This is a genomic window from Collinsella sp. AM41-2BH, assembly GCF_003468085.1.
In the GTDB taxonomy this organism is placed as follows: Bacteria; Actinomycetota; Coriobacteriia; order Coriobacteriales; family Coriobacteriaceae; genus Collinsella.
The window spans coordinates 43,932-64,257 of record NZ_QSGH01000006.1 but is presented as its reverse complement, the minus strand read 5'-3'; the positions used below and the strand labels follow the sequence as shown (position 1 = coordinate 64,257).

General features: G+C 60.4%; 19 protein-coding genes. 17 read left to right on the top strand and 2 right to left on the bottom strand.

All coding sequences use genetic code 11. The annotated features are described in order from the left end of the window. Positions 1-78: 78 nt before the first annotated feature. Positions 79-2,727 (bottom strand): bifunctional acetaldehyde-CoA/alcohol dehydrogenase, encoded by a 2,649-nt coding sequence (gene adhE / locus DW899_RS04495; RefSeq protein WP_117800136.1) that lies wholly within the window; start codon positions 2,725-2,727, stop codon positions 79-81. 331 nt (positions 2,728-3,058) lie between these two features. Between adhE and DW899_RS04490 the strand changes: the two genes are divergently transcribed. Further along, complete coding sequence (locus DW899_RS04490) at positions 3,059-3,835, top strand: transposase (RefSeq protein ID WP_117564268.1); 777 nt, start codon at positions 3,059-3,061, stop codon at positions 3,833-3,835. A gap of 253 nt (positions 3,836-4,088) precedes the next feature. On the opposite strand, the gene rpmB is transcribed toward DW899_RS04490, so the two are convergent. Continuing rightward, positions 4,089-4,277: a 50S ribosomal protein L28 gene (gene rpmB / locus DW899_RS04485; RefSeq protein WP_022094725.1), complete on the bottom strand. Its 189-nt coding sequence runs from the start codon at positions 4,275-4,277 to the stop codon at positions 4,089-4,091. 451 nt (positions 4,278-4,728) lie between these two features. Here rpmB and pyrR point away from each other — a divergent pair, with 451 nt between their 5' ends. The 16 genes from pyrR to dusB all read left to right on the top strand — a co-directional run bounded on the left by pyrR (position 4,729) and on the right by dusB (position 20,326). Next, on the top strand, positions 4,729-5,313 hold the full coding sequence (gene pyrR, locus DW899_RS04480) for a bifunctional pyr operon transcriptional regulator/uracil phosphoribosyltransferase PyrR (RefSeq protein ID WP_117800135.1): 585 nt from the start codon (positions 4,729-4,731) through the stop codon (positions 5,311-5,313). Between the two features lie 4 nt (positions 5,314-5,317). Beyond that, complete coding sequence (locus DW899_RS04475) at positions 5,318-6,262, top strand: aspartate carbamoyltransferase catalytic subunit (protein ID WP_035138537.1); 945 nt, start codon at positions 5,318-5,320, stop codon at positions 6,260-6,262. Beyond that, entirely contained in the window at positions 6,246-7,535 is a 1,290-nt protein-coding gene (locus tag DW899_RS04470) for a dihydroorotase (protein ID WP_117800134.1), read from the top strand. Before DW899_RS04475 ends, DW899_RS04470 begins: the two co-directional genes overlap by 17 nt. A 116-nt stretch (positions 7,536-7,651) precedes the next feature. Further along, positions 7,652-8,419, top strand: a complete 768-nt coding sequence (locus DW899_RS04465) for a dihydroorotate dehydrogenase electron transfer subunit (RefSeq protein ID WP_117800177.1) — start codon at positions 7,652-7,654, stop codon at positions 8,417-8,419. Positions 8,420-8,433: 14 nt separating this feature from the next. Continuing rightward, positions 8,434-9,342, top strand: coding sequence for a dihydroorotate dehydrogenase (locus tag DW899_RS04460; protein WP_006236128.1), 909 nt, complete (start codon positions 8,434-8,436; stop codon positions 9,340-9,342). Then, positions 9,336-10,052, top strand: a complete 717-nt coding sequence (pyrF, locus tag DW899_RS04455; RefSeq protein WP_117800133.1) for an orotidine-5'-phosphate decarboxylase — start codon at positions 9,336-9,338, stop codon at positions 10,050-10,052. Before DW899_RS04460 ends, pyrF begins: the two co-directional genes overlap by 7 nt. 239 nt (positions 10,053-10,291) lie before the next feature. Continuing rightward, positions 10,292-10,600, top strand: coding sequence for an integration host factor, actinobacterial type (mihF, locus tag DW899_RS04450; protein ID WP_117800132.1), 309 nt, complete (start codon positions 10,292-10,294; stop codon positions 10,598-10,600). After that, positions 10,601-11,170, top strand: coding sequence for a guanylate kinase (gene gmk / locus DW899_RS04445; protein WP_099431806.1), 570 nt, complete (start codon positions 10,601-10,603; stop codon positions 11,168-11,170). A 5-nt stretch (positions 11,171-11,175) separates the two neighbouring features. After that, positions 11,176-11,457, top strand: coding sequence for a DNA-directed RNA polymerase subunit omega (locus DW899_RS04440; RefSeq protein ID WP_035138532.1), 282 nt, complete (start codon positions 11,176-11,178; stop codon positions 11,455-11,457). After that, complete coding sequence (gene thiI, locus DW899_RS04435) at positions 11,458-12,702, top strand: tRNA uracil 4-sulfurtransferase ThiI (protein ID WP_117800131.1); 1,245 nt, start codon at positions 11,458-11,460, stop codon at positions 12,700-12,702. A 213-nt stretch (positions 12,703-12,915) separates the two neighbouring features. Continuing rightward, a complete protein-coding gene (locus DW899_RS04430; protein WP_117800130.1) occupies positions 12,916-13,629 on the top strand; it encodes a ComEA family DNA-binding protein in 714 nt (237 codons plus the stop codon). Then, positions 13,626-15,929 carry a DNA internalization-related competence protein ComEC/Rec2 gene (locus DW899_RS04425; RefSeq protein WP_117800129.1) on the top strand — a complete coding sequence of 768 codons (2,304 nt, stop codon included), beginning with the start codon at positions 13,626-13,628 and terminating at the stop codon, positions 15,927-15,929. Before DW899_RS04430 ends, DW899_RS04425 begins: the two co-directional genes overlap by 4 nt. Before the next feature lie 78 nt (positions 15,930-16,007). Further along, the gene (holA, locus tag DW899_RS04420) at positions 16,008-16,970 is read left to right on the top strand and encodes a DNA polymerase III subunit delta (RefSeq protein ID WP_117800128.1); all 963 of its coding nucleotides are present in this window, start codon (positions 16,008-16,010) and stop codon (positions 16,968-16,970) included. A 133-nt stretch (positions 16,971-17,103) separates the two neighbouring features. After that, on the top strand, positions 17,104-17,370 hold the full coding sequence (rpsT, locus tag DW899_RS04415) for a 30S ribosomal protein S20 (RefSeq protein ID WP_022094714.1): 267 nt from the start codon (positions 17,104-17,106) through the stop codon (positions 17,368-17,370). A gap of 96 nt (positions 17,371-17,466) precedes the next feature. Then, entirely contained in the window at positions 17,467-19,278 is a 1,812-nt protein-coding gene (lepA, locus tag DW899_RS04410; protein WP_117776228.1) for a translation elongation factor 4, read from the top strand. A 4-nt stretch (positions 19,279-19,282) separates the two neighbouring features. Continuing rightward, positions 19,283-20,326, top strand: a complete 1,044-nt coding sequence (gene dusB / locus DW899_RS04405) for a tRNA dihydrouridine synthase DusB (protein ID WP_117757121.1) — start codon at positions 19,283-19,285, stop codon at positions 20,324-20,326.

Sequence of the window (20,326 nt, the reverse complement as noted above, 5' to 3'; positions counted from 1 at the left end):
TTTCAACGATGCGATAGAAGCGACGGCGGGGGTGTGTGAAACACCCGTGCACCCCCGCCGTTAAAAACCGTGCTAAAACTAGCAGACGGCGTAGTCCTGAGGCTCGCGGCCGTAGTAGGCGTCCAGGTAGAGCTCCTTGATTTCGCTCATGAGCGGGTAGCGCGGGTTTGCGCCGGTGCACTGGTCGTTGAATGCCTGCTCGGTCATCTCGTCGAGGGTGTCGAGGAAGTACTGCTCGTCAACACCGTAGTCGGCGATGGTCTTCTTGACGCCGATGAAGTCCTTGAGTTCCTCGAGCTTCGTGATGAAGTTCTCGAAGACCTCCTTGTCGTCCTTGCCGTCGATGCCGCAGTACTTGGCCATCTCGGCGTAGTTGTGCAGCGCGTTGGGGTAAGGATACTGGGAGAAGGTACCCATCTTGACGGGAGCCTCGGCGGCGTTGTAGCGCATAACGCGGGTCAGGATGACGGCGTTGGCGAGGCCGTGAGGCAGGTGATGGAAGGCGCCGAGCTTGTGAGCCATGGAGTGGTTGAGGCCCAGGAAGGCGTTGGCGAAGGCCATACCGGCCATGCAAGAGGCGTTGTGCATCTCCTCGCGGGCATGCGGGTCCTTGGCGCCGTTCGTGAAGCTGGAGGGCAGGTTCTCGAAGACGAGCTTAGCAGCGCGCTCGGAGAGGCCCTTGGTGTAGTCGGAAGCCATGATGGAGACGTAGGACTCGATGGCGTGGGTCATGACGTCGATGCCGGAGGCAGCGGTCAGGCCGCGCGGGGCGGTCATGCAGTTGTCGGCGTCAACGATAGCCATGTTGGGGAGCAGCGCGTAGTCGGCGAGCGGCCACTTGATGCCGGTCTCCTTGTCGGTGATGATGGCGAACGGCGTGCACTCGGAGCCGGTACCCGAAGAGGTCGGGACGGCGACGAAGTAGGCCTTCTTGCCCATCTCGGGGAAAGTGAAGATACGCTTGCGGATGTCCATGAAGTCCATGGCCATGTCCTCAAACTTGCACTCGGGGTGCTCGTACATCATCCACATGATCTTGCCGGCGTCCATAGCTGAGCCACCGCCGACGGCGATGATGACGTCCGGCTCAAAGAGAGCCATCTGCTTGGCGCCGCGACGTGCGCACTGCAGCGACGGATCGGGCTCGACGTCGTAGAAGCAGTCGTGGGCGATGCCCATCTCGTCGAGCTTGGCCTCGATGGCGCGGGTGTTGCCATTCTTGAAGAGGAACTGGTCGGTGACGATGAAGGCGCGCTTCTTGCCCATGACGGTACCGAGCTCGTCGAGAGCGACGGGCGTGGAACCCTTCTTGAAGTAGACCTTCTCGGGAGCGCGGAACCACAGCATGTTCTCACGGCGCTCGGCCACAGTCTTAACGTTGATCAAGTGCTTCACCCCAACGTTCTCGGAGACGGAGTTGCCGCCCCAGGAGCCGCAGCCCAGGGTCAGAGACGGCTTCATGCCAAAGTTGTACAGATCACCGATGCCGCCGTGCGAGGACGGGGTGTTGATGACGATGCGGCAGGCCTTCATGACGTGCTCGAACAGGCTGATCTTCTCGGCCTGGGCGGGGTGCACGTACAGAGAGGCGGTGTGGCCCGGGCCACCGGCGAGCACCAGGTGCTCGGCCTTGTCGACGGCCTCCTGGAAGTCCTTGGCGTGATACATGGCCAGGACCGGGGAGAGCTTCTCGTGGGAGAACTCCTCCTTGGCGGGGTCGGTGGAGGTGACCTCGGCGATCAGGATCTTGGTCTTGGCAGGAACCTCGATGCCGGCGAGCTCGGCGATCTTGGCGGCAGCCATGCCGGGAATGCGGTGATCGAGAGCGCCGTTCTTGAACATGGCGGCACGCAGGGCCTCCATCTCGGCACCCTGCTTGACGAAGTAGCAGCCGCGCTTCTGGAACTCGGCTTTGACCTGGTCATAGATGGTGTCGATGACGGTCACGGACTGCTCGGAAGCGCAGATCATGCCGTTGTCGAAGGTCTTGGAGTGGATGATGGAGTTGACGGCGAGCAGCACGTCGGCGGTGTCGTCGATGATGACCGGGGTGTTACCGGCGCCAACGCCCAGGGCGGGCTTGCCCGAGGAGTAGGCGGCCTTGACCATGCCCGGGCCACCGGTGGCGAGGATGATGTCGACGTCACGCATGACCATGTTGGTCAGCTCGATGGAGGGGACATCGACCCAGCCGATGATGCCCTCGGGGGCGCCGGCCTTGACGGCGGCGTCAAGCACGAGCTTGGCGGCGGCGATGGTGCACTTGGCGGCTGCCGGGTGCGGGGAGATGATGATGCCGTTGCGGGTCTTCAGGCTGATCAGCGTCTTGAAGATCGCGGTGGAGGTGGGGTTGGTCGTCGGGATGACGGCGCCCACGATGCCGATGGGCTCGGCGATCTTGGTGATGCCGTAAGCCTCGTCGCGCTCCAGAACGCCACAGGTCTTGGTGTTCTTGTAAGCGTTGTAGATGTACTCTGCGGCGTAGTGGTTCTTGATGACCTTGTCCTCAAGAACGCCGCGGCCGGTCTCCTCGATGGCCATCTTCGCCAACGGGATACGAGCCTTGTTGGCGGCCATGGCGGCCTCATAGAAGATCTTGTCGACCTGCTCCTGCGTGTACGTAGCAAAAAGCGCCTGGGCCTCTCGCATCTGAGCGAGCTTAGCCTCAAGCGCCTCTACGTTGTCCACAATTGCGGGAGTAGTGTTTTCCGGTGACTTTTTCACCATTTGTGTCTCCTTGCGATCGGAGATTTACCCTACGACTTGCATGATAGCAAGAAATTATTCGGCGAACGGCAAGATTCCCGTAAAAGGCATACTAAAACGCTTCAATATACTGAAGCGTTTTAACTAAAACTATCTGCCAGTGCATCGCCCCGCTCATTGGGGACAGACTTACATGAGTGGTTTCACTCATTTGGGACAGACATCGATTTGCGATTTTGTCGTTTTGGGCCTGTTTTTGTCGCTGATTGGATATAAATAGGTCACAGGCTCAGCATTTCGCGTTTCTTCTCTCCTTTTAGGTGTTGCCTGTACGGCTTTGAAAGGAGAGACCATGCCCCGATGCGCCCGCGAAATTTCGCTCACCGGCTATTACCACGTCTTTGACCGCGGTAACTCCAAACAGATCATTTTTGAAGATGATTCCGACCGCTATCGTTTCCTATCGGACATATCGGACAGGTTTGCGTGCCATGACGTGGCGGTGTTGGCCTGGTGTCTTATGGACAACCACTTCCATTTGATGGTTGATGACCCATATGACAACCTTTCAAAGGCAATGCAGTGCGCGCTGACGGCGTATGCCAAGTATTTCAATGGGAAAACGGGAAGAACGGGCCATCTGTTTGACAATCGCTATTCGCGGGTCGCGGTTGAGTCGGACACGCAGGCAGTGCAGCTGCTCGACTATATTCATCTCAATCCTGTGAAGGGTGCGCTTGACTCGCTCGAGGCGTACCGCTGGTCAAGCTATAAGGCGTATCAGCTGGGCTATGATCCCTTTGACATCTGTGATGCGGCCCCTATGCTTGATGTTGTCGGAGGCTCCCGTCGCTATTGCGAGCATCTCAAGAAAGTTGCCGGGCGCATCTGGTCAGTGGAGGTTCTTCCGCGCCGGCGGATCCCCGATGAGGAGGCCCTTTTCGTTGCGCGCGAAGTCCTGACGAGCATAGATCCTGCGTTGCTCAAGGCCCTGCCACGCCCCGAACGCGATGCCTGCCTGCTGAGGCTCAGGCGGGCACATCTCACGGTCAAGCAAATTGCCCGTATCACCGGTATCGGCGCCACAAGCGTGACCAAGGCTACTGCAGGCTGGAAGGATGCAGCGTGAGATAGGGGCCGGAGCCGATCGGGACGCCGCATGCGTGCGTCATGTCTGTCCCCAATGCGTGAAAACACTCATCTAAGTGTGTCCCCAATGAGTGGGGCTATGATTCCTTTGACATCTGCAAACACTCATGTAAGTCTGTCCCCAATGAGTGCAAAAAGGCGCCCTCCGTGGGGGAGGACGCCTTTGGTAAGTTCTATGTGAACGCGAGGTCTTTGACCCGGAGAGTCCGAGGTACTTGTTGGTAAGACCTTATTTAGGAGCGCGCAACCTTGCCGGACTTGAGGCAGGTGGAGCAAACGTTCATCTTGCGACGGTGACCATCGACGACGACGTAGACGCGCTGGATGTTGGGGCGGAACTTACGGTTGGTGACGCGGTGAGAGTGGCTGATGGAGCGACCGGCAACGGGGTGCTTACCGCAAACTTCGCAAACTTTGGACATAACTGACCCTCCTTGGGCGACAAACGAACATGTCGCGTTAACAAACAAGCCTGAACTATAGCACAGAAGTCACTCCCTGTGCGCAATCTACACAGAGATATTCCTCTTTTGGCGATAGTGCCCACGCTACGGCCCTGGACGTAGATCCGATTTGCGTGCAGCAGGGGGGATTATGCCAGCTCGCAACAAGGTTTTCAAGCTCGTCCCACAAATATATATAGGTTTATTGAGCGTAGGGCTCCGTTTACGGATTGCTCTGTATTTATGCTCGCAATTAAGCTCAACGTTGGCTACACTATCCCTTGACCATTAAAGGGGTACGAGATACCCACATGGAATTACATAGCTGCCAAAGAGCAGCCCTTCCTGTGGGTGTCTGGTCCGCTTTGAGCGGTCGGGCATCTATTTTTTTGACTGTGTCAGCAGTCAAGACATGTGAGGAAGGAGATCGATGGGCACGACTTCCCCCAAGGCGGTCATCATGGACGAGACCGCCGTCAATCGAGCGATGACCCGCATCGCGCACGAGATTCTCGAGCGCAACGAGGGCTGTGAAGACCTCGCTCTGGTCGGCATCGTCACGCGCGGCGACCTTCTGGCAAAGAAGCTCGCCGAGGAGATCAAGGAGATCGAGGGCGTCGACGTTCCGCTCGGCAGCCTCGATATCAGCTTCTACCGCGATGACTATGCGACCAATTTCGCTCCCGCGATCCACGCTACCAACATTCCCTTCAGCGTCGACGGCAAGCGCGTCGTGCTGGTGGACGACATCCTGTATACGGGCCGTACCATCCGCGCCGCTCTGGACGCCGTTATGGACCTGGGCCGTCCGAGCCGTGTTGAGCTGGCAGTTCTCGTTGACCGTGGCCACCGTGAGCTCCCCATCTCGCCGGACTTTGTCGGCAAGAACGTTCCCTCGTCGCATGAGGAGAACGTGCACCTATATATGAAGGAAGTCGACGGCCACACCGCCGTCGAGATTAACGACGTCGCGCCGGGTTCCCACGTGGGCTCCGCGCCGCTGGGAGGTGAGTAGTACCGTGGCGTTCAACCATAAGCACCTGATCGACATTACCGAGTACTCCGAAGAGGACATCAAGCTCATCCTCGAGACCGCCAAGGCGTTCTCCGAGGTCAACGAGCGTGCGATCAAGAAGGTCCCCACGCTCAAGGGCAAGACCATCGTCAACATGTTTAACGAGCCCTCGACGCGCACGCGCAGCTCCTTCGAGCTCGCCGAGAAGCGTCTTTCGGCCGACAGCCTCAACTTTGGCGGCTCTTCGACCTCCACGGTCAAGGGCGAGAGCCTCGTCGATACCGTCGAGACCCTCAACGCCTATAAGATCGACTGCATCGTCGTGCGCGACAAGCACGCCGGCGCGCCCTACATCGTCACGCAGAACTCGCCCGCGAGCGTCATCTGCGCCGGCGACGGCAAGCACAACCACCCCACGCAGGCCCTGCTCGACCTGTACACCATCTGGGAGCACAAGGGCGACTTCCACGGTCTGAAGGTCGCCGTCGTCGGCGATATCGCGCACTCCCGTGTCTGCGGCTCGCTGATCCCCGCCCTTAAGATCATGGGCTGCGAGACCTACGCCGTCGCCCCCGGCACGCTGCTGCCGCCGGCGCCCGAGGTCCTGGGCTGCGACCACGTGACGAGCGACCTCGATTCCGTCCTGCCCGAGCTGGACGTCGTCTACATGCTGCGCGTGCAGCAGGAGCGCCTCGAGGGTGCCCCGTTCCCGACCATTCGTGAGTACCACAAGCTCTTCGGCCTGACCAAGGACCGCGAGAAGCTCATGAAGCCCGACGCGATCATCTGTCACCCGGGCCCCATCAACCGCGGCGTCGAGTTCGACTCCTATATGGCCGACCACCCGCAACGCTCCGTCATCCTGGAGCAGGTCTACGCCGGTATCTGCGTGCGTATGGCTATCCTGTATCTGCTGCTTGGAGGTGCCGATAATGGCCTTGCTTCTTAAGAATGCCCACGTCGTCGACCCGTCCGTCGAGCTTGACGGTGTCGTTGACGTCCTGATTGACGGCGATAAGATCGCCGAGGTCGGCGAGAATCTCGCCGTCGAGGGAGCCGAGGTCCGCGACCTTTCCGGCAAGTATCTCGTCCCCGGCCTGGTGGATATGCACGTGCATCTGCGCGAGCCTGGCTACGAGGTCAAAGAGGACATCGAGAGTGGCACTCGCGCTGCTGCCAAGGGCGGCTTCACCGGCGTGTGCGCCATGCCCAACACCGATCCCGTCACCGATAACGGCACCGTCGTGGAGTTCGTCAAGTCCCGCGCTGCCGAGGTCGGTCACTGCCGCGTCTATCCGTCGGGCGCCATGACCCGCGGTCTTAAGGGCGAGGCTATGTCCGAGATGGGCGATATGGTCGCCCACGGCGCCGTCGCCTTCACCGACGACGGTCGTGGCGTGCAGGGCGCGGGCATGCTCCGTCGCTGCATGGACTACGGCAAGATGTTCGGCAAGGTCTTTATGAGCCACTGCCAGGACGAGGACCTGGTCGGCCACGGCCAGATCAACGAGGGCAAGGTCTCGACCCGTCTGGCTCTCGAGGGCTGGCCGGCTGCCGGCGAGGAGCTCCAGATCGCCCGCGACATCGAGATTGCCAAGCTGACCGGTGCCAAGCTGCACATCCAGCACATCTCCACCGCTCATGGCCTGGAGCTCGTGCGTGCCGGTAAGGCTGCCGGTATCCAGGTGACCTGCGAGGCTACCCCGCACCACATGTTCCTGACCGAGAACGACCTGGACGAGACCTACAACACCTCGCTCAAGGTCAATCCGCCGCTGCGCACCGACGAGGATGCCGAGGCCATCCGTCAGGGTGTCATCGACGGTACCGTCGACGCTATCGTTACCGACCACGCTCCCCACACCCCGTGGGAGAAGGCCCGCGAGTTCGAGCTCGCGCCCTTTGGAATGATTGGCCTCGAGACTTCGCTGTCGCTCGTGCTCACTGAGCTGGTCAACACGGGCAAGATGAGCGTGAGCCGCATGGTCGAGCTCATGGCCATCAAGCCGCGTGAGATTCTGGGCCTCGATCAGGTTCAGGTCAAGGCGGGCTCTGTCGCCGACCTGACCGTGTTCGACCCCTCCGCAACCTGGACGGTTGGCGAGGACGGTTACGAGTCGCGCGCCGAGAACTCCGGTTTTGCCGGCCGCACGCTCACCGGTCGTGCCACCGATGTATTTGTCGGTGGCAAGCAGACGCTCGCCGACGGCTGCATCTGCTAGCATAGCCTTATCGCTTTTGTGCGCGGCGCCCTTGCGGTGCCGCGCTTTCTGTTCGTTTAGACCATGCAACCGCATGGGGGATTGGAGCGTCTATGCCCACACCTTCCACTGCACGCATGCACGACTTCGAGGTCGTCTCGAACCGGGAGATCGCCGACGGCATCTTCTCGCTCGTCATCTCGGCCCCCAAGCTTGCAAGTGCGCTCAAGCCCGGTCAGTTTGTGAACATCGCCGTCCCCGGCGATGCGTCTTCTCTGCTTCGTGTGCCCTTGAGTTTCTACCGCGCCGACGCCGAGGCTGGCACCGTCGAGCTGTGGTACGCCGTCGTGGGCGACGATACCCGCCGTTTGTCCCAGATGGGCCCTGGCTCCACCTCTAACCTGTTGGGCCCCGGTGGCCGTGGCTGGATGGTACCCGAGGGCACCAGGAAGGCACTGCTCGTCGCCGGTGGCATCGGCGTTCCGCCTGTGCTGTGTCTTGCCGGCATGCTTGCCGAGCAGGGTGTTGATGTGGACGTGTGCCTGGGCTTTGGCACCGCTTCCAAAGTCGTGGGTGTCGATGAGTTCCGCGCGCTGGGCGCCACGGTTAACGTGTGCACCGACGACGGTTCGCTCGGCACGCACGGTTTTTGCACCGATCCTGCCGCAGAACTGCTTGGCGAGGGCGGCTACGACTACGTGGCCAGCTGCGGCCCCGCCGTCATGATGAAGAAAGTCGCCGCCGCTGCCGCTGAGGCCGGTGCGTACTGCGAGGTGTCGCTCGAGCGCATGATGAGCTGCGGCTTTGGCGCCTGCAACACCTGCAATGTCGAGACGGTCGACGGTATGAAGGGCGCCTGCATGTGCGGCCCCGTGTTCGATGCTTCCAAGGTGGTGGTCTTCTAGTGGGTACCGTGAACATGGCCGTCGATTTCGGCGGCGTCAAGATGCAGAACCCCATCAACACCGCAGCCGGTACCTTCGGCTACGGTTGGCAGTTCCAGAATTTCTTCGATGTTTCCCAGCTGGGCGCCATTACCACCAAGGGCTGTGCCGCCGAGCCCTGGCCGGGCAACCCTGCGCCTCGCATGGCCGAGATTCCTGGCGGTATGATCAACTCCGTGGGACTGCAGAACCCCGGTGTCGCCGCCTTTGCCCGTGAGTCCGGCCCGTGGCTCGAGCAGCTGTCCAAGGACGGTTGCCAGGTCATTTGCCAGGTTGCCGGGCACTCCGTTGACGAGTTTGTCCGCGCACTCGAGATGTATGTCGAGCTGTGCCCCTGGGCTGCCGGCTACGAGATCAACGTGAGCTGCCCTAATATTGCCGCCGGCGGTGCCGCCATGGGATCAACGCCCGAGGGCGCCTCTTCCGTTATGGCTGCCTGCCGCAAGGTGACCGATAAGCCGCTGTTCGTAAAGATGGCTCCGGTCAACGTTGCCGAGATTGCCAAGGCTCTCGAGGCCGCCGGCGCCGACGGCCTTTCGGTCATCAACTCCATCCAGGGCATGGCCATCGACGTTCATACCCGCAAGTCCCGCGTGGCCAAGCCCAAGGGCGGCCTTTCGGGCCCGCTGTGCCACCACATCGCCGTGCGCATGGTCTGGGAGGTTGCCCAGGCCGTCGATATCCCCATCAACGGTGTCGGCGGTGTCATGACTGGCGAGGATGCGGCTGAGTTTATCCTGGCCGGCGCCACCTGCGTGTCGGTCGGCATGGCCAACTTCGTCGATCCGTGTGCTTCGCTTAAGATCGCGCATGAGCTCGAGGCCTGGGCCGAGTCCCAGGGCGTAAAGGACATCAACGAGCTGGTGGGTGCTTTCGAATGCTAGAGAATGATGCCCGCGACCGTGTTATCGTCGCCCTCGACTGCGACCGTGAGCGCGCGCTCGAGCTCGCCCACGAGCTTTCGGGCCATGCCGCCTGGCTCAAGGTCGGCATGACGCTCTATTACGCTGAGGGTCCCCAGATCGTCAAGACCTTTAAGGACCTTGGCTTTAAGGTCTTCCTCGACCTTAAGTTCCATGACATTCCGCATCAGGTGCGCGGCGCTGCCCGCTCGGCCTCGCTTGCCGGTGCCGACCTGCTTTCGGTCCACGGCCTGGGCTCGGGTACTATGCTCGCTGCCTGCCGCGAGGGTGCCGAGGAGGCGCGCGAGGACCGCGCCAAGCTCGTCGCCATCACCGTGCTCACGAGCATGAATCAGGATGCCTTGAGCGAGATCGGCGTCGAGTCGCCCGTGGCCGAGGAGGCCGCCCGCTTGGCAAAGCTTGCTCAGGCCAACGGCATCGATGGCATCGTGTGCTCGCCGATGGAGGCTCACGACATGCGTGAGCTGCTGGGTCCTGATGCCCTGATCGTGACTCCGGGTGTGCGTCCGGTGGGTGCCGCCCTTGGTGACCAGTCCCGCGTGGCGACGCCCTCCCAGGCTATCGAGCGCGGCGCAAGCCACATTGTGGTGGGCCGTCCCATCACCGGTGCCGACGATCCGGTTGCCGCCTTTGACGCCATCGTCGCCGAGCTGGTCGAAAACGTCGCGTAAAAGATTCCCCTAAGTCACCACTTTTGGGTCTCATTAGCACAAAATAGCCTCTGTGCCTGCGTAAACTTTCCCATCCTTTGTGTGGAATCGCAGGTCAGGGGCTTAACTTTGGGCGCAGTATATTGCACTTTTTGCGGGTATCGTCTAACCTATGGAGCCGCGATTGGGCATTTTGTACGTTCTACGTGCTAAAATGCTAATTATTGAATCAGATATAACCCAACTATTTGGAGGTACGAATGGCACTCCCTCAGCTTACCGACGAGCAGCGCAAGCAGGCTCTTGAGAAGGCTGCTGCCGCACGTCACGCCCGCGCTGAGCTTCGCGAGCAGATCAAGAAGGGCGAGAAGTCCCTCGAGTCCGTGCTCAACTCCGATGACCCCATCGCTTCCCGCATGAAGGTTTCCACTCTCATCGAGTCTCTCCCCGGTTATGGCAAGGCCAAGGCCGCCAAGATCATGGAGGAGCTCGGTATCTCCGCTTCCCGTCGCGTCCAGGGCCTCGGCGTCCGTCAGCGCGAGCAGCTCCTCGAGCAGCTGACCAAATAAGTGAGCGCTCAGGATTCCAAGCTCTTTGTGATTTCTGGACCGTCAGGCGCAGGCAAGGGTACGCTCGTCACTCGTGTGCGCGAGCGCCGCTCGAACCTGGGCCTGACGGTTTCGGCTACCACGCGAGCACCACGCAAAGGTGAGGTCGACGGCGTCAACTACTTTTTTCTGACGCGCGAGGAGTTCGACCGCCGCGTGGCAAACGGTGAGTTTGTTGAGTGGGCCGAGGTCCACGGTAACTGCTACGGCACGTTGGTGAGCGAGGTCACATCCAAGCTCGCCTCGGGCTCGTCTCTGATTTTGGAGATCGATGTCCAGGGCGCCCTGCAGGTGAAGGAGCGTTTCCCCGAGGCCGTGCTGATCTTTATCAAGCCGCCTTCGCTTGAGGTGCTCCGCGAGCGTCTAGTCGGTCGCGGTACCGAGACGCCCGAGACGATTGAGCTGCGTATGGCAAACGCCGCCGATGAGCTTGCCCTTGCCGACCGCTACGACGACGTCGTGGTGAATGACGATCTCGACCGCGCGACCGATGAGCTCGTTCGCGTTCTCGATATGCATGAAAGGATCTGAGGTCCGTGTCCGTTGTAAAGCCTTGCATTGACGATCTTCTGGAGAAGACCGATCACAACCGCTTCCTGCTCGCTTCGCTTGCCTCCAAGCGCGCCTGCGACATCAATAGCATGCTGCGTGGCCAGCACAACCGCGTGCTTGCCGTCCAGGATGTCGATGACATCACCATCGGGCTTTCCGGTGCCGATACCATCTCGATGGCTATGGACGAGATTGTCGACGGTGACATCTCTTACGACGAGGCCCGTTACGAGAAGGCGCTCGGCCACAAGGTTGCTGAAGCCTAAATGGCGGCTCGCGTCTGCCTGGTCCACTATCACGAGGTTGGACTGAAGGGCAAGAACCGCGCACATTTTGAGCATATCCTCATGGATAACATCGAGGCGGCCTTGGCCGCCTTTTCCGTGAACGCCGTGTCTCGAATTTCCGGTTATATCCTCGTGACCTTTAACGAGCATCAGGCCGACGAGGCGGCGCGTGTCATCCGCACCGTCCCCGGCGTTGCTCGTGTGTCTTTGGCGTATCACACCAACCGCGACCCGCAGGAGTACTGCGCCGCCGCCGTGAAGGCGCTGCGCGAGTTTGGTTCCTTCGATTCGTTTAAGGTGCACGCCAAGCGCTCCAATACTGACTATGAGCTCACCTCGATCGATATCAATCGTCAGGTGGGCGAGGTACTGTGTGAGGCCTTCCCCGATAAAAAGGTTCAAATGCACGACCCCGATGCAATGGTGCACGTACTGGTGGTCCAGGGCAGCGTTTATGTGTACGCGCGCTCTGAGCGCGGCGTGGGCGGTCTGCCGGTGGGTTCTGCCGGCAAGGTCGTGACGCTGCTGTCGTCGGGTATCGATTCTCCGGTGGCGACCTGGATGCTCGCGCGTCGCGGCGCGGTGTGCGTGCCGGTGCATTTCTCCGGTCGTCCGCAGACGCCCGATACGAGCGAGTATTTGGTGCAGGACATCATCCGTGCGCTTGCGCCGGGTGTCCAGATCGGTCGTCTGTACGTGGTGCCGTTTGGCGACTGCCAGCGTGAGATTTCGGTTACCTGCCCCAGCAACCTGCGCGTGATCATGTACCGCCGCATTATGTATTCGGTTGCTGAGCGCATTGCACACATCGAGGGTGCCAAGGCTATCGTTACGGGCGAATCGCTTGGGCAGGTTGCCTCCCAGACGCTTGAGAACATCATGGCCGTCAACGAGGCCGTGAAGATCCCCGTGTTCCGTCCTCTCATCGGTTCGGACAAGCAGGAGATCATCGCACGTGCCGAGGAGATCGGTACATTCGATATCTCGACTGAGGCCGCTCCCGACTGCTGCACGCTGTTTATGCCGCGCCGTCCCGAGACGCACGCTAAACTCGATGCCGTGCATGAGGCCTGGGAGTTGTTCGATCATGAGGAGATGATCGAGCGCCTGCTTAAGCAGACCGAGTACATCGACTTCGAGAGCAACACGTACAAGGCCCCTAAGACCTTAAAACGCAAACATTCGGAGCTTGCTCCGCGTGAGATTTACCAAGATCACGAATAAATTTGTGCATAGACCGACGATGCGCCTGCATCGTCGGTCTTTTGCTATCTGGGCATTAGGCGATAAACGGTTCATTTGTCGACGTTTGCCTGAATAAATGGACATTATTGCGCAAGGTTTTGGTCAGCTTTTGGTTTGACCGCGAAAACCGGTTTTGGGGCGTGGCTGTTGCGGAGCTCCTTTCCTGACACGATGGTGTTGGGAGGTTTTGCTATGGCGCAGCGCGAACAACATGAACGAGTCAAAAAGATGGACCGCTGGGCGGGCAAACTGCTCGGTCATAAGGCAGTGGTGATGGCGATACTGGTCGTCATTGCGATGGCGAGTGGACTGGCAATGGCGAACCTTGGCGGCAGTGCCGGCGGCGTGTCGTTTGAGCGTACTGATGGTTCGGGCTCGTTAGTGGAGCCGGGATCCGGCGATGCCTCGAGCGGAAAGACATCCGAAGGCTCTTCGACTAAGGCTTCTGCCGCGGCAGAGGTCTATGTCGATGTCGATGGCGCCGTTGTGTCGCCCGGCGTATATCGTCTCAAGGACGGCGCGCGGGTGGCTCAGGCGATTGATGCCGCCGGCGGGCTGGCGCCCGAGGCAGACGTCACGGGGCTCAATCGGGCATCTAAGGTCGTCGATGGACAGAAGATTCACGTTCCAACGGTAGGGGAGCAGCAGGCGTCCATTGCGGAAGCCGGTGTTGATGTTGGGGCTTCCGCATCGTCGGGCGTTAGTGGCGCAACAGGTCTAGTAAACATCAATACGGCAAGCGCAGAAGAGCTGCAGACGCTCTCGGGCATCGGCCCCTCCATGGCCCAGTCGATTATCGATGAGCGGACAAAGAACGGTGCTTTCGCCTCGGTTGACGATCTGATGCGTGTGTCGGGAATCGGCGAGAAGAAGCTTGCCAAAATCAAAGATTGCATCTGCGTATGAGTGCGACCGAGCGCGAGCACGTGATGCCTCCGCGGCCCCTGATTCCGTGGACGATGGCCCTGTGTGCCGGCATGTGCATGAGCTGCGTCTTGGTGCTCAACATAGCCGCTGATGCGCTGCTGAGGGAGCGGGCGCCGGCGGTCGGGCCGCTATGGGCCATTCCCGTTGCGGCAGCGGTATTCGTTGTGCTGGCTCAATCTTGTGCGCGGCTTGCCCCTTGGAAGCGGTGGCTGTATGCCGCTTCCGTCGGTCTCGTGGCGGGAGCGGTCGTCTCGGCGTGGTGGGCCGTGGATGTGCTCAGTGCCTCGAAGGCGCTCGATGGTCGAGCGGCAAGCAGCCTCGAGTTTGTCGTGCAGGGTGACCCATCCATAAACGACGACGTGTATTCCTATACCTGCGAGGCACGCGCGGACGGTAAGAACTTGGCAACGGTTCGCCTATCGTGTGATCGTGAGCTCAAGGTCGGGGCGCACGTGCGTGTTATCGGTCGCGTTTCACGTTTTGAGAACGATGCATATGGACGATCGCGCGTGCTCCGAGGCGAGGCGCGCAAGGTTAAAGCCGTTCGGATTGTGTCGGTCGATGAGGGTTCTCCGGGGCCGCTGCTTCGGCTGCGAAATGGGCTGCTTGCGTCCATCGCGCCTGCGACCGACCCGGCGCGTGCGCTCATAGCCGGTGTCGTCTGCGGTCGTTCGGCCGAGCTGCGCGTCCAGCCGGCGGGCGACTGGTTTTCGGTGACGGGAACGGCGCATCTTATCGCCGTCTCGGGCAGCCATTTGGCCATCGTGGGGTTTGTAATCGAGGGTGTATTGCAAAAGATTCGGTGCCCACGTTGCCTTCAGCGGGCGATATTGGCGATAACGCTTGTGGGTTACGCTGCCTTTACTGGCGCGTCTCCCTCGGCCGTGCGTGCGTGCTGTATGGTGTTCGCGACGCTTGTCGTAAACGGCGCGGGGCGTCGCCGGCACGGCGCATCGGCACTCTTCGTAACCATGTCCATCTTTGTGCTACTGCGGCCGACGGTGCTGTTCGAGATGGGCTTTCAGCTTTCATGTGCCAGCGTCTTTGCCATTCTGTGCTTTTGCCCCTATGCGACCTACGCTTTGAGTGAGCTGGGTGTGCCATCGGGCGTTGCCAGCATGCTTTCCGTCACGCTGTGCTCGCAACTGGCGACACTTCCCATTACCATTCCTGCCTTCGGTACATTCTCGCTCATTGCTCCGTTGGCAAATGCGGTCATCGGTCCGGTTGTGAGCGTATTGCTCGCTGTGTCGATCGTGCTGGCTCCCTTTTCGCTCGTGGGACCGTTGCGGACTTGGGCTCTCGTTGTGCCCATGATTGCCGCCCGTTGCGCGCTGTTCTTCGAGCAGCTGTTTGCCGCCATGCCGGGTGCATCCGTGGGCGTGCCGCCCGATAGCATGTGGATTTACCTAGTGCCGTGTTTGCTGGCGGTTCTGCTGGTCTGGTGGCCGCGTCCCCGTGTACGTCCTATGGCGGTGGGGCTTGCATGCCTGGTGCTCTTGGCTGCGATTCCGTACGTCTATTGGGATCGATTTGCTCCGCCTTCGGTGACGGTGCTCGATGTGGGCCAGGCCGATGCGATTCTTATCCGCCAAGGCGGCGCAGTAGCTCTCGTCGACTGCGGGCTCGACGAGCGTGTGGTTGCGGCGTTGGTTCGCAATAACGTGCACCATATCGATGCCGTCTTTGTGACGCATTGGGATGAGGACCACTGGGGTGGTTTGCCTGCCGTGCTCGAACAGTTTTCGGTCGGAACGATTGCCGTGGCGGCGGATGCGCTGGAGGATGCTCCTGCCGAGGTATTGAACCGACCTGGCGTGGAGTATCGGCAGGTGCGCCGTGGGGATACGGTCGACATCGGCTCATTTTGCGCTCGCGTGATGTGGCCATTCGAGTTCGTGGATGGCGAGGGAAATGAGGACTCGCTTGTCCTGCTGCTCTCTTATGTTCAGGAAGGCAAGGGCCTGCGAATACTTCTCACCGGTGATGCCGAGCTCGACCAAGAGCGGGAATTCGTGCAGGAGGTGGGGGATATCGATGTCCTTAAACTTGGGCATCACGGCTCCAAGGTTTCAGTCGATGGCGAGTTGCTGGACGTCCTGAAGCCCGAGCTTTCCCTCGCAAGCGCCGGTGAGGGGAATCGATACGGCCATCCGTCCGATGCCTGCATCGATGCCGTTAAGGAAGCGGGTGGTGTGTTCGCGTGTACCATCGAACACGGCGACATTACCGTCACACCGACTGCGAATGGCTTTGCGATGCGATGCCAGCGACCGTGACGACGTCGTTGGCGTGTGGTGGGCCCCTGGGCTAGAATGGCACGGAACGAATACGAAGGCCTGCGGGAGGGGAGCGCAATGTCCGAAACCGGTTTGCTGCCGGCATATCTGATCGTCGGTACCGACGGAGTCAAGCGCGACCACGCCGTCTCGCGTATGAAAGCGCGTCTGGAAAAATCGGGTATGGTCGAGTTCAACCTCGACGAGCGAGACATGACCAAGGACCCCGATATCGAGTCCATTATCGGATCGCTTAACACCTTTCCGATGGGCAGCGAGTTTCGTCTGGTAATCCTCGATGGCTGCTCAAAGCTCGCCAAGGCGGTCTCGGAGCCGCTCGTTGGGTATCTGGCGAGTCCCAGCCCAACAACGGTCTGCCTCATCATCGCTGACTCACTTGCCAAGAATACGCGCCTGTATAAGGCAATCGCCAAGATCGACAAGAAGGCTATCGTCGATTGCTCGGGTACCAAGCGCTGGGAACTGCCGCGCCGTGTTCAGCAGATGGCGACGCAGCGCGGTAAGTCGATTTCGACGGCGGCCGCCGAGGAGCTCGTCTCGCGTTCGGGCGAAAACACGCGCATGCTCGATAACGACTTGGCCAAGCTTGCCCAGATGGTCGAGTCGCCCCAGATTGAACTTGCCGATGTTGATCGCTGGATTGTACGTACGGCCGAGGTCCAACCCTGGGACTTCCTCAACGCCGTCTCGGCTCGCGATATGCGGCGTTCGCTCGAGCTCTTTAAGCTCCTGCCCTCCAAGAGCTACGTGTGGACTTACACATTGCTGTGCGGTCGCATTCGCGAGCTTATCGTCGCCAAGGCGCTCGACGCGCGTGGGCAGGGTCGCGAGCTGGCCGCAACGCTCAAGCTCCAGTCCTGGCAGGTCAAGAATCACCTTACCTGGGCGCGTCGTTTTTCGATGACCGAGCTCGTCGCAGCGCTCGAGGGTGCCGTTGATGTGGAGCTCGCGCTCAAGGGTTCGGCCGATTCTCAGACGGCGCTTTTGCTCTGGATTACGAACATCTTGAGAAAATCGTGATGATACCTGCCTATTTGACAAATTCGTTCTATCCCTTTGAGAGGGAGCGTGCTATAGTAGGCGCTTGCATGACCTCACCGTGTCTCAGAGGTGTCATACATTTTTTGCAAGGAACTCGAAAGGAACTCCAGAAGTGGCAAACATCAAGTCTCAGAAGAAGCGTATCCGCACCAATGAGGCAGCTCGCATGCGTAACAAGGCTGTCAAGTCCGAGCTCAAGACGCTGACCAAGCACGTCCAGTCCGCCGTCGCCGAGGGCGACGCCGAGAAGGCCCAGGCTGCCCTCAAGACCGTCACCAAGCGTCTCGACATGGCTGCCGCCAAGCATGTTATCCACAAGAACCAGGCTTCCAACCGCAAGTCCGGTCTTGCCAAGCTCGTGAACAGCATCAACGCCTAAGTTGTAAATTTCACACCACACAGATTACGCGCATAAATGGAGCCTGTTTTATGGAACAGGCTCCATTTTTTGTACCGCTCGGGTAAGATAGTCCGCATGAATACTTCAATTGACATTTCCCACATCCGCAACTTCTCGATCGTTGCGCATATCGACCATGGCAAGTCCACGATCAGCGACCGCATCCTCGAGCTCACCCATACCGTCGACGAACGCGACATGGAGTCGCAGCTGCTCGACACCATGGATATCGAGCGCGAGCGCGGCATTACGATCAAGTCCAATGCCGTCCGCGTTTCCTATGACGCCGACGATGGTGAGACGTATCAGTTCAATCTGATCGATACGCCGGGCCACGTGGACTTTACCTATGAGGTCTCGCGCTCGCTGGCAGCCTGTGAGGGCGCGGTACTCGTTGTCGACGCCACGCAGGGCGTCGAGGCGCAGACCGTTTCCAACGCGACGCTCGCCATGAACGCCAATCTGGACATTGTGCCGGCCATCAACAAGATCGACCTGCCCTCGGCCCATCCCGATGAGGTTAAGACCGAGATCGAGGATGACCTGGCGATCCCTGCCGATGATGCTGTGTGCGTCTCGGGCAAGACCGGCGAGGGCATTCACGATCTGCTGGAGTCCATTGTCTTTTTGATTTCGCCGCCTAAGGGCGATGCAAACGCTCCGCTCAAAGCGCTCATTTTGGATTCGTACTTTGACGAGTATCGCGGTGTGGTGGCTACGGTGCGCGTCTTCGATGGTTCCATCAAAAAGGGCGATACCCTGCTTATGATGCAAGCCAAGGGCGACTTTTTGGTCGACGGCGTGGGCGTCAAGCGTCCTGCCGAGACCCCGGTCGACGCGCTGACGGTCGGCGAGGTCGGATATGTGGTCACGGGCTTGAAGGATCCCGAGGCCGTTCGCGTGGGCGATACCCTTACGTGGGCGTCGAACCCCTGCCCCGAGCCGCTTCCCGGTTATCGTGAGGCCAAGCCCATGGTCTATACGGGCCTGTTCCCGATCGACAACAAGGACTACGAGAACCTGCGTGACGCGCTCGATAAACTGCACGTCAACGACCCGTCGTTGGTGTGGGAGCCCGAGACCTCGGTGGCGCTCGGCTTTGGCTTCCGCGTGGGCTTCCTGGGCCTGCTGCACATGGAAGTCGTCAAGGAACGCCTGGAGCGCGAGTTCAACCTGGACCTCATTGCCACGAGTCCCTCGGTTGACTATCACGTCTACAAGACCGACGGCGAAATGATCGATGTCCGCAGTCCGCAGGACCTTCCCGAGGCCACACGCATCGATCGTATCGAGGAACCCTACCTCAAGGCAAAGATCATCTGCCCGCCTGAGTACACGGGTGCCGTCATGCAGCTCGCCATCGAGCACCGCGGCGTCACAACCGACATGATCCACCTGACGAGCAAATCGGTCGAGATGCGCTTCGATATGCCGCTCGCCGAGCTCATCTTGGACTTCTTCGATCAGCTCAAGAGCCGCACCAAGGGCTATGCCTCGCTCGACTACGAGTTCAACGAGTACCGTCCCTCCGAGCTCGTGAAGCTCGATATTTTGCTTTCGGGCGACGAGGTGGACGCGCTTTCGTTTATCGTCCATAAGGACAAGGCATATGGCCTGGCCCGTGGCCTGTGCGACAAGCTCAAGGAGATCATCCCGCGTCAGCTGTTCGAGGTGCCCATCCAGGGTGCTATCGGCAACAAGATCATCGCCCGTTCCACCGTCAAGGCGCGTCGCAAGGACGTTCTTGCTAAGTGCTACGGCGGCGATATCTCGCGTAAGCGCAAGCTGCTCGAGAAGCAGAAAGAGGGCAAGAAGCGTATGAAGGCCATCGGATCGGTCGAGGTCCCGCAGGAGGCGTTTATGGCGATCCTCAAGGTGGACGAGTAGGTCCATGGCGCTTTCTGAATACAGCAAGCGGCTGCTGGGTGCCTATGCCGAGCAGCCGTTCCTTATGGCTCCCATGGCGGGCGTGACCGACCCCGCCTATCGCATCATGTGTCGCCGCCGCGGTGCCAACCTTGCCTACAGCGAGATGGTGAGCGTGGCGGGTCTTGCCTATGCCAGCAACAAGACCTGGCGCCTGGTGCTACCGGCCGACGAGGAGCAGCAGATTTGCGTGCAGCTCTTTGGCTCCAAGCCCGAGCAGTTTGCGAGCGCCGTCGTCGCCGTCGAGGAGCGCGTTGGCGATCGCCTGTCGCTCATCGATATCAATATGGCATGCCCCGCCCGCAAGGTTGTCACCAAGGGCGAGGGTTCGGCGCTCATGCGCACGCCCGACCTGGCGGAGAAGATCGTCGAGGCCACGGTTGGCGCGGCGCACGTGCCCGTGACCGTCAAGATTCGCAAGGGCTTTTATGCCGAGGACCGCAATGCCGCGACATTTGCCCAGATGCTTGAGAGTGCAGGGGCTGCCGCAGTCGCCGTGCATGGTCGTTGCGCCACGCAGCTCTACACGGGCCAGGCCGATTGGTCGGTCGTCGATGAGGTTGCCGACGCTGTCGAGATTCCCGTGATTGGTTCGGGCGATGTGTTCTCGGCCGAGGACGCTGCTGAGCATCTGCACGGCTCGGGTGCCAGCGCGGTGTTTATCGCGCGCGGCATCTACGGCAATCCGTGGGTGTTCGGCGATGCCCGAGCCCTTGCACTCGATGGCACGCCGGTTCCTTCTCGCTCCTCGGTCGAGCGCCTGGAGGCTCTGCGCGAGCACCTGACGTTGACGCACGAGCTTCTGCCGCTCATGTCGCGTGCTCGCACGTACGCAAGCTGGTACTTAAAGGGCATGCCCCATGCCGCCGCCTGGCGCGCTCAGGTGGTGCGTTGCTCTACGTACGAGGAGTTTATGGCGCTGGTCGATGATATCGAGCGCGACGTGGTGGCCTGCGAGGCCGCGCTTGCCGCCGGCGAGTCGGTGCCTGCTCATCCGCTGGAGGCCTAA

Bases quoted from the DNA above. Each gene is read 5' to 3' on its own strand.
- adhE (WP_117800136.1), bottom strand. From the start codon at position 2,727: ATGGTGAAAAAGTCACCGGAAAACACTACTCCCGCAATTGTGGACAAC.
- DW899_RS04490 (WP_117564268.1), top strand. From the start codon at position 3,059: ATGCCCCGATGCGCCCGCGAAATTTCGCTCACCGGCTATTACCACGTC.
- rpmB (WP_022094725.1), bottom strand. From the start codon at position 4,277: ATGTCCAAAGTTTGCGAAGTTTGCGGTAAGCACCCCGTTGCCGGTCGC.
- pyrR (WP_117800135.1), top strand. From the start codon at position 4,729: ATGGGCACGACTTCCCCCAAGGCGGTCATCATGGACGAGACCGCCGTC.
- DW899_RS04470 (WP_117800134.1), top strand. From the start codon at position 6,246: ATGGCCTTGCTTCTTAAGAATGCCCACGTCGTCGACCCGTCCGTCGAG.
- DW899_RS04465 (WP_117800177.1), top strand. From the start codon at position 7,652: ATGCACGACTTCGAGGTCGTCTCGAACCGGGAGATCGCCGACGGCATC.
- DW899_RS04460 (WP_006236128.1), top strand. From the start codon at position 8,434: ATGGCCGTCGATTTCGGCGGCGTCAAGATGCAGAACCCCATCAACACC.
- pyrF (WP_117800133.1), top strand. From the start codon at position 9,336: ATGCTAGAGAATGATGCCCGCGACCGTGTTATCGTCGCCCTCGACTGC.
- mihF (WP_117800132.1), top strand. From the start codon at position 10,292: ATGGCACTCCCTCAGCTTACCGACGAGCAGCGCAAGCAGGCTCTTGAG.
- thiI (WP_117800131.1), top strand. From the start codon at position 11,458: ATGGCGGCTCGCGTCTGCCTGGTCCACTATCACGAGGTTGGACTGAAG.
- DW899_RS04430 (WP_117800130.1), top strand. From the start codon at position 12,916: ATGGCGCAGCGCGAACAACATGAACGAGTCAAAAAGATGGACCGCTGG.
- DW899_RS04425 (WP_117800129.1), top strand. From the start codon at position 13,626: ATGAGTGCGACCGAGCGCGAGCACGTGATGCCTCCGCGGCCCCTGATT.
- holA (WP_117800128.1), top strand. From the start codon at position 16,008: ATGTCCGAAACCGGTTTGCTGCCGGCATATCTGATCGTCGGTACCGAC.
- lepA (WP_117776228.1), top strand. From the start codon at position 17,467: ATGAATACTTCAATTGACATTTCCCACATCCGCAACTTCTCGATCGTT.
- dusB (WP_117757121.1), top strand. From the start codon at position 19,283: ATGGCGCTTTCTGAATACAGCAAGCGGCTGCTGGGTGCCTATGCCGAG.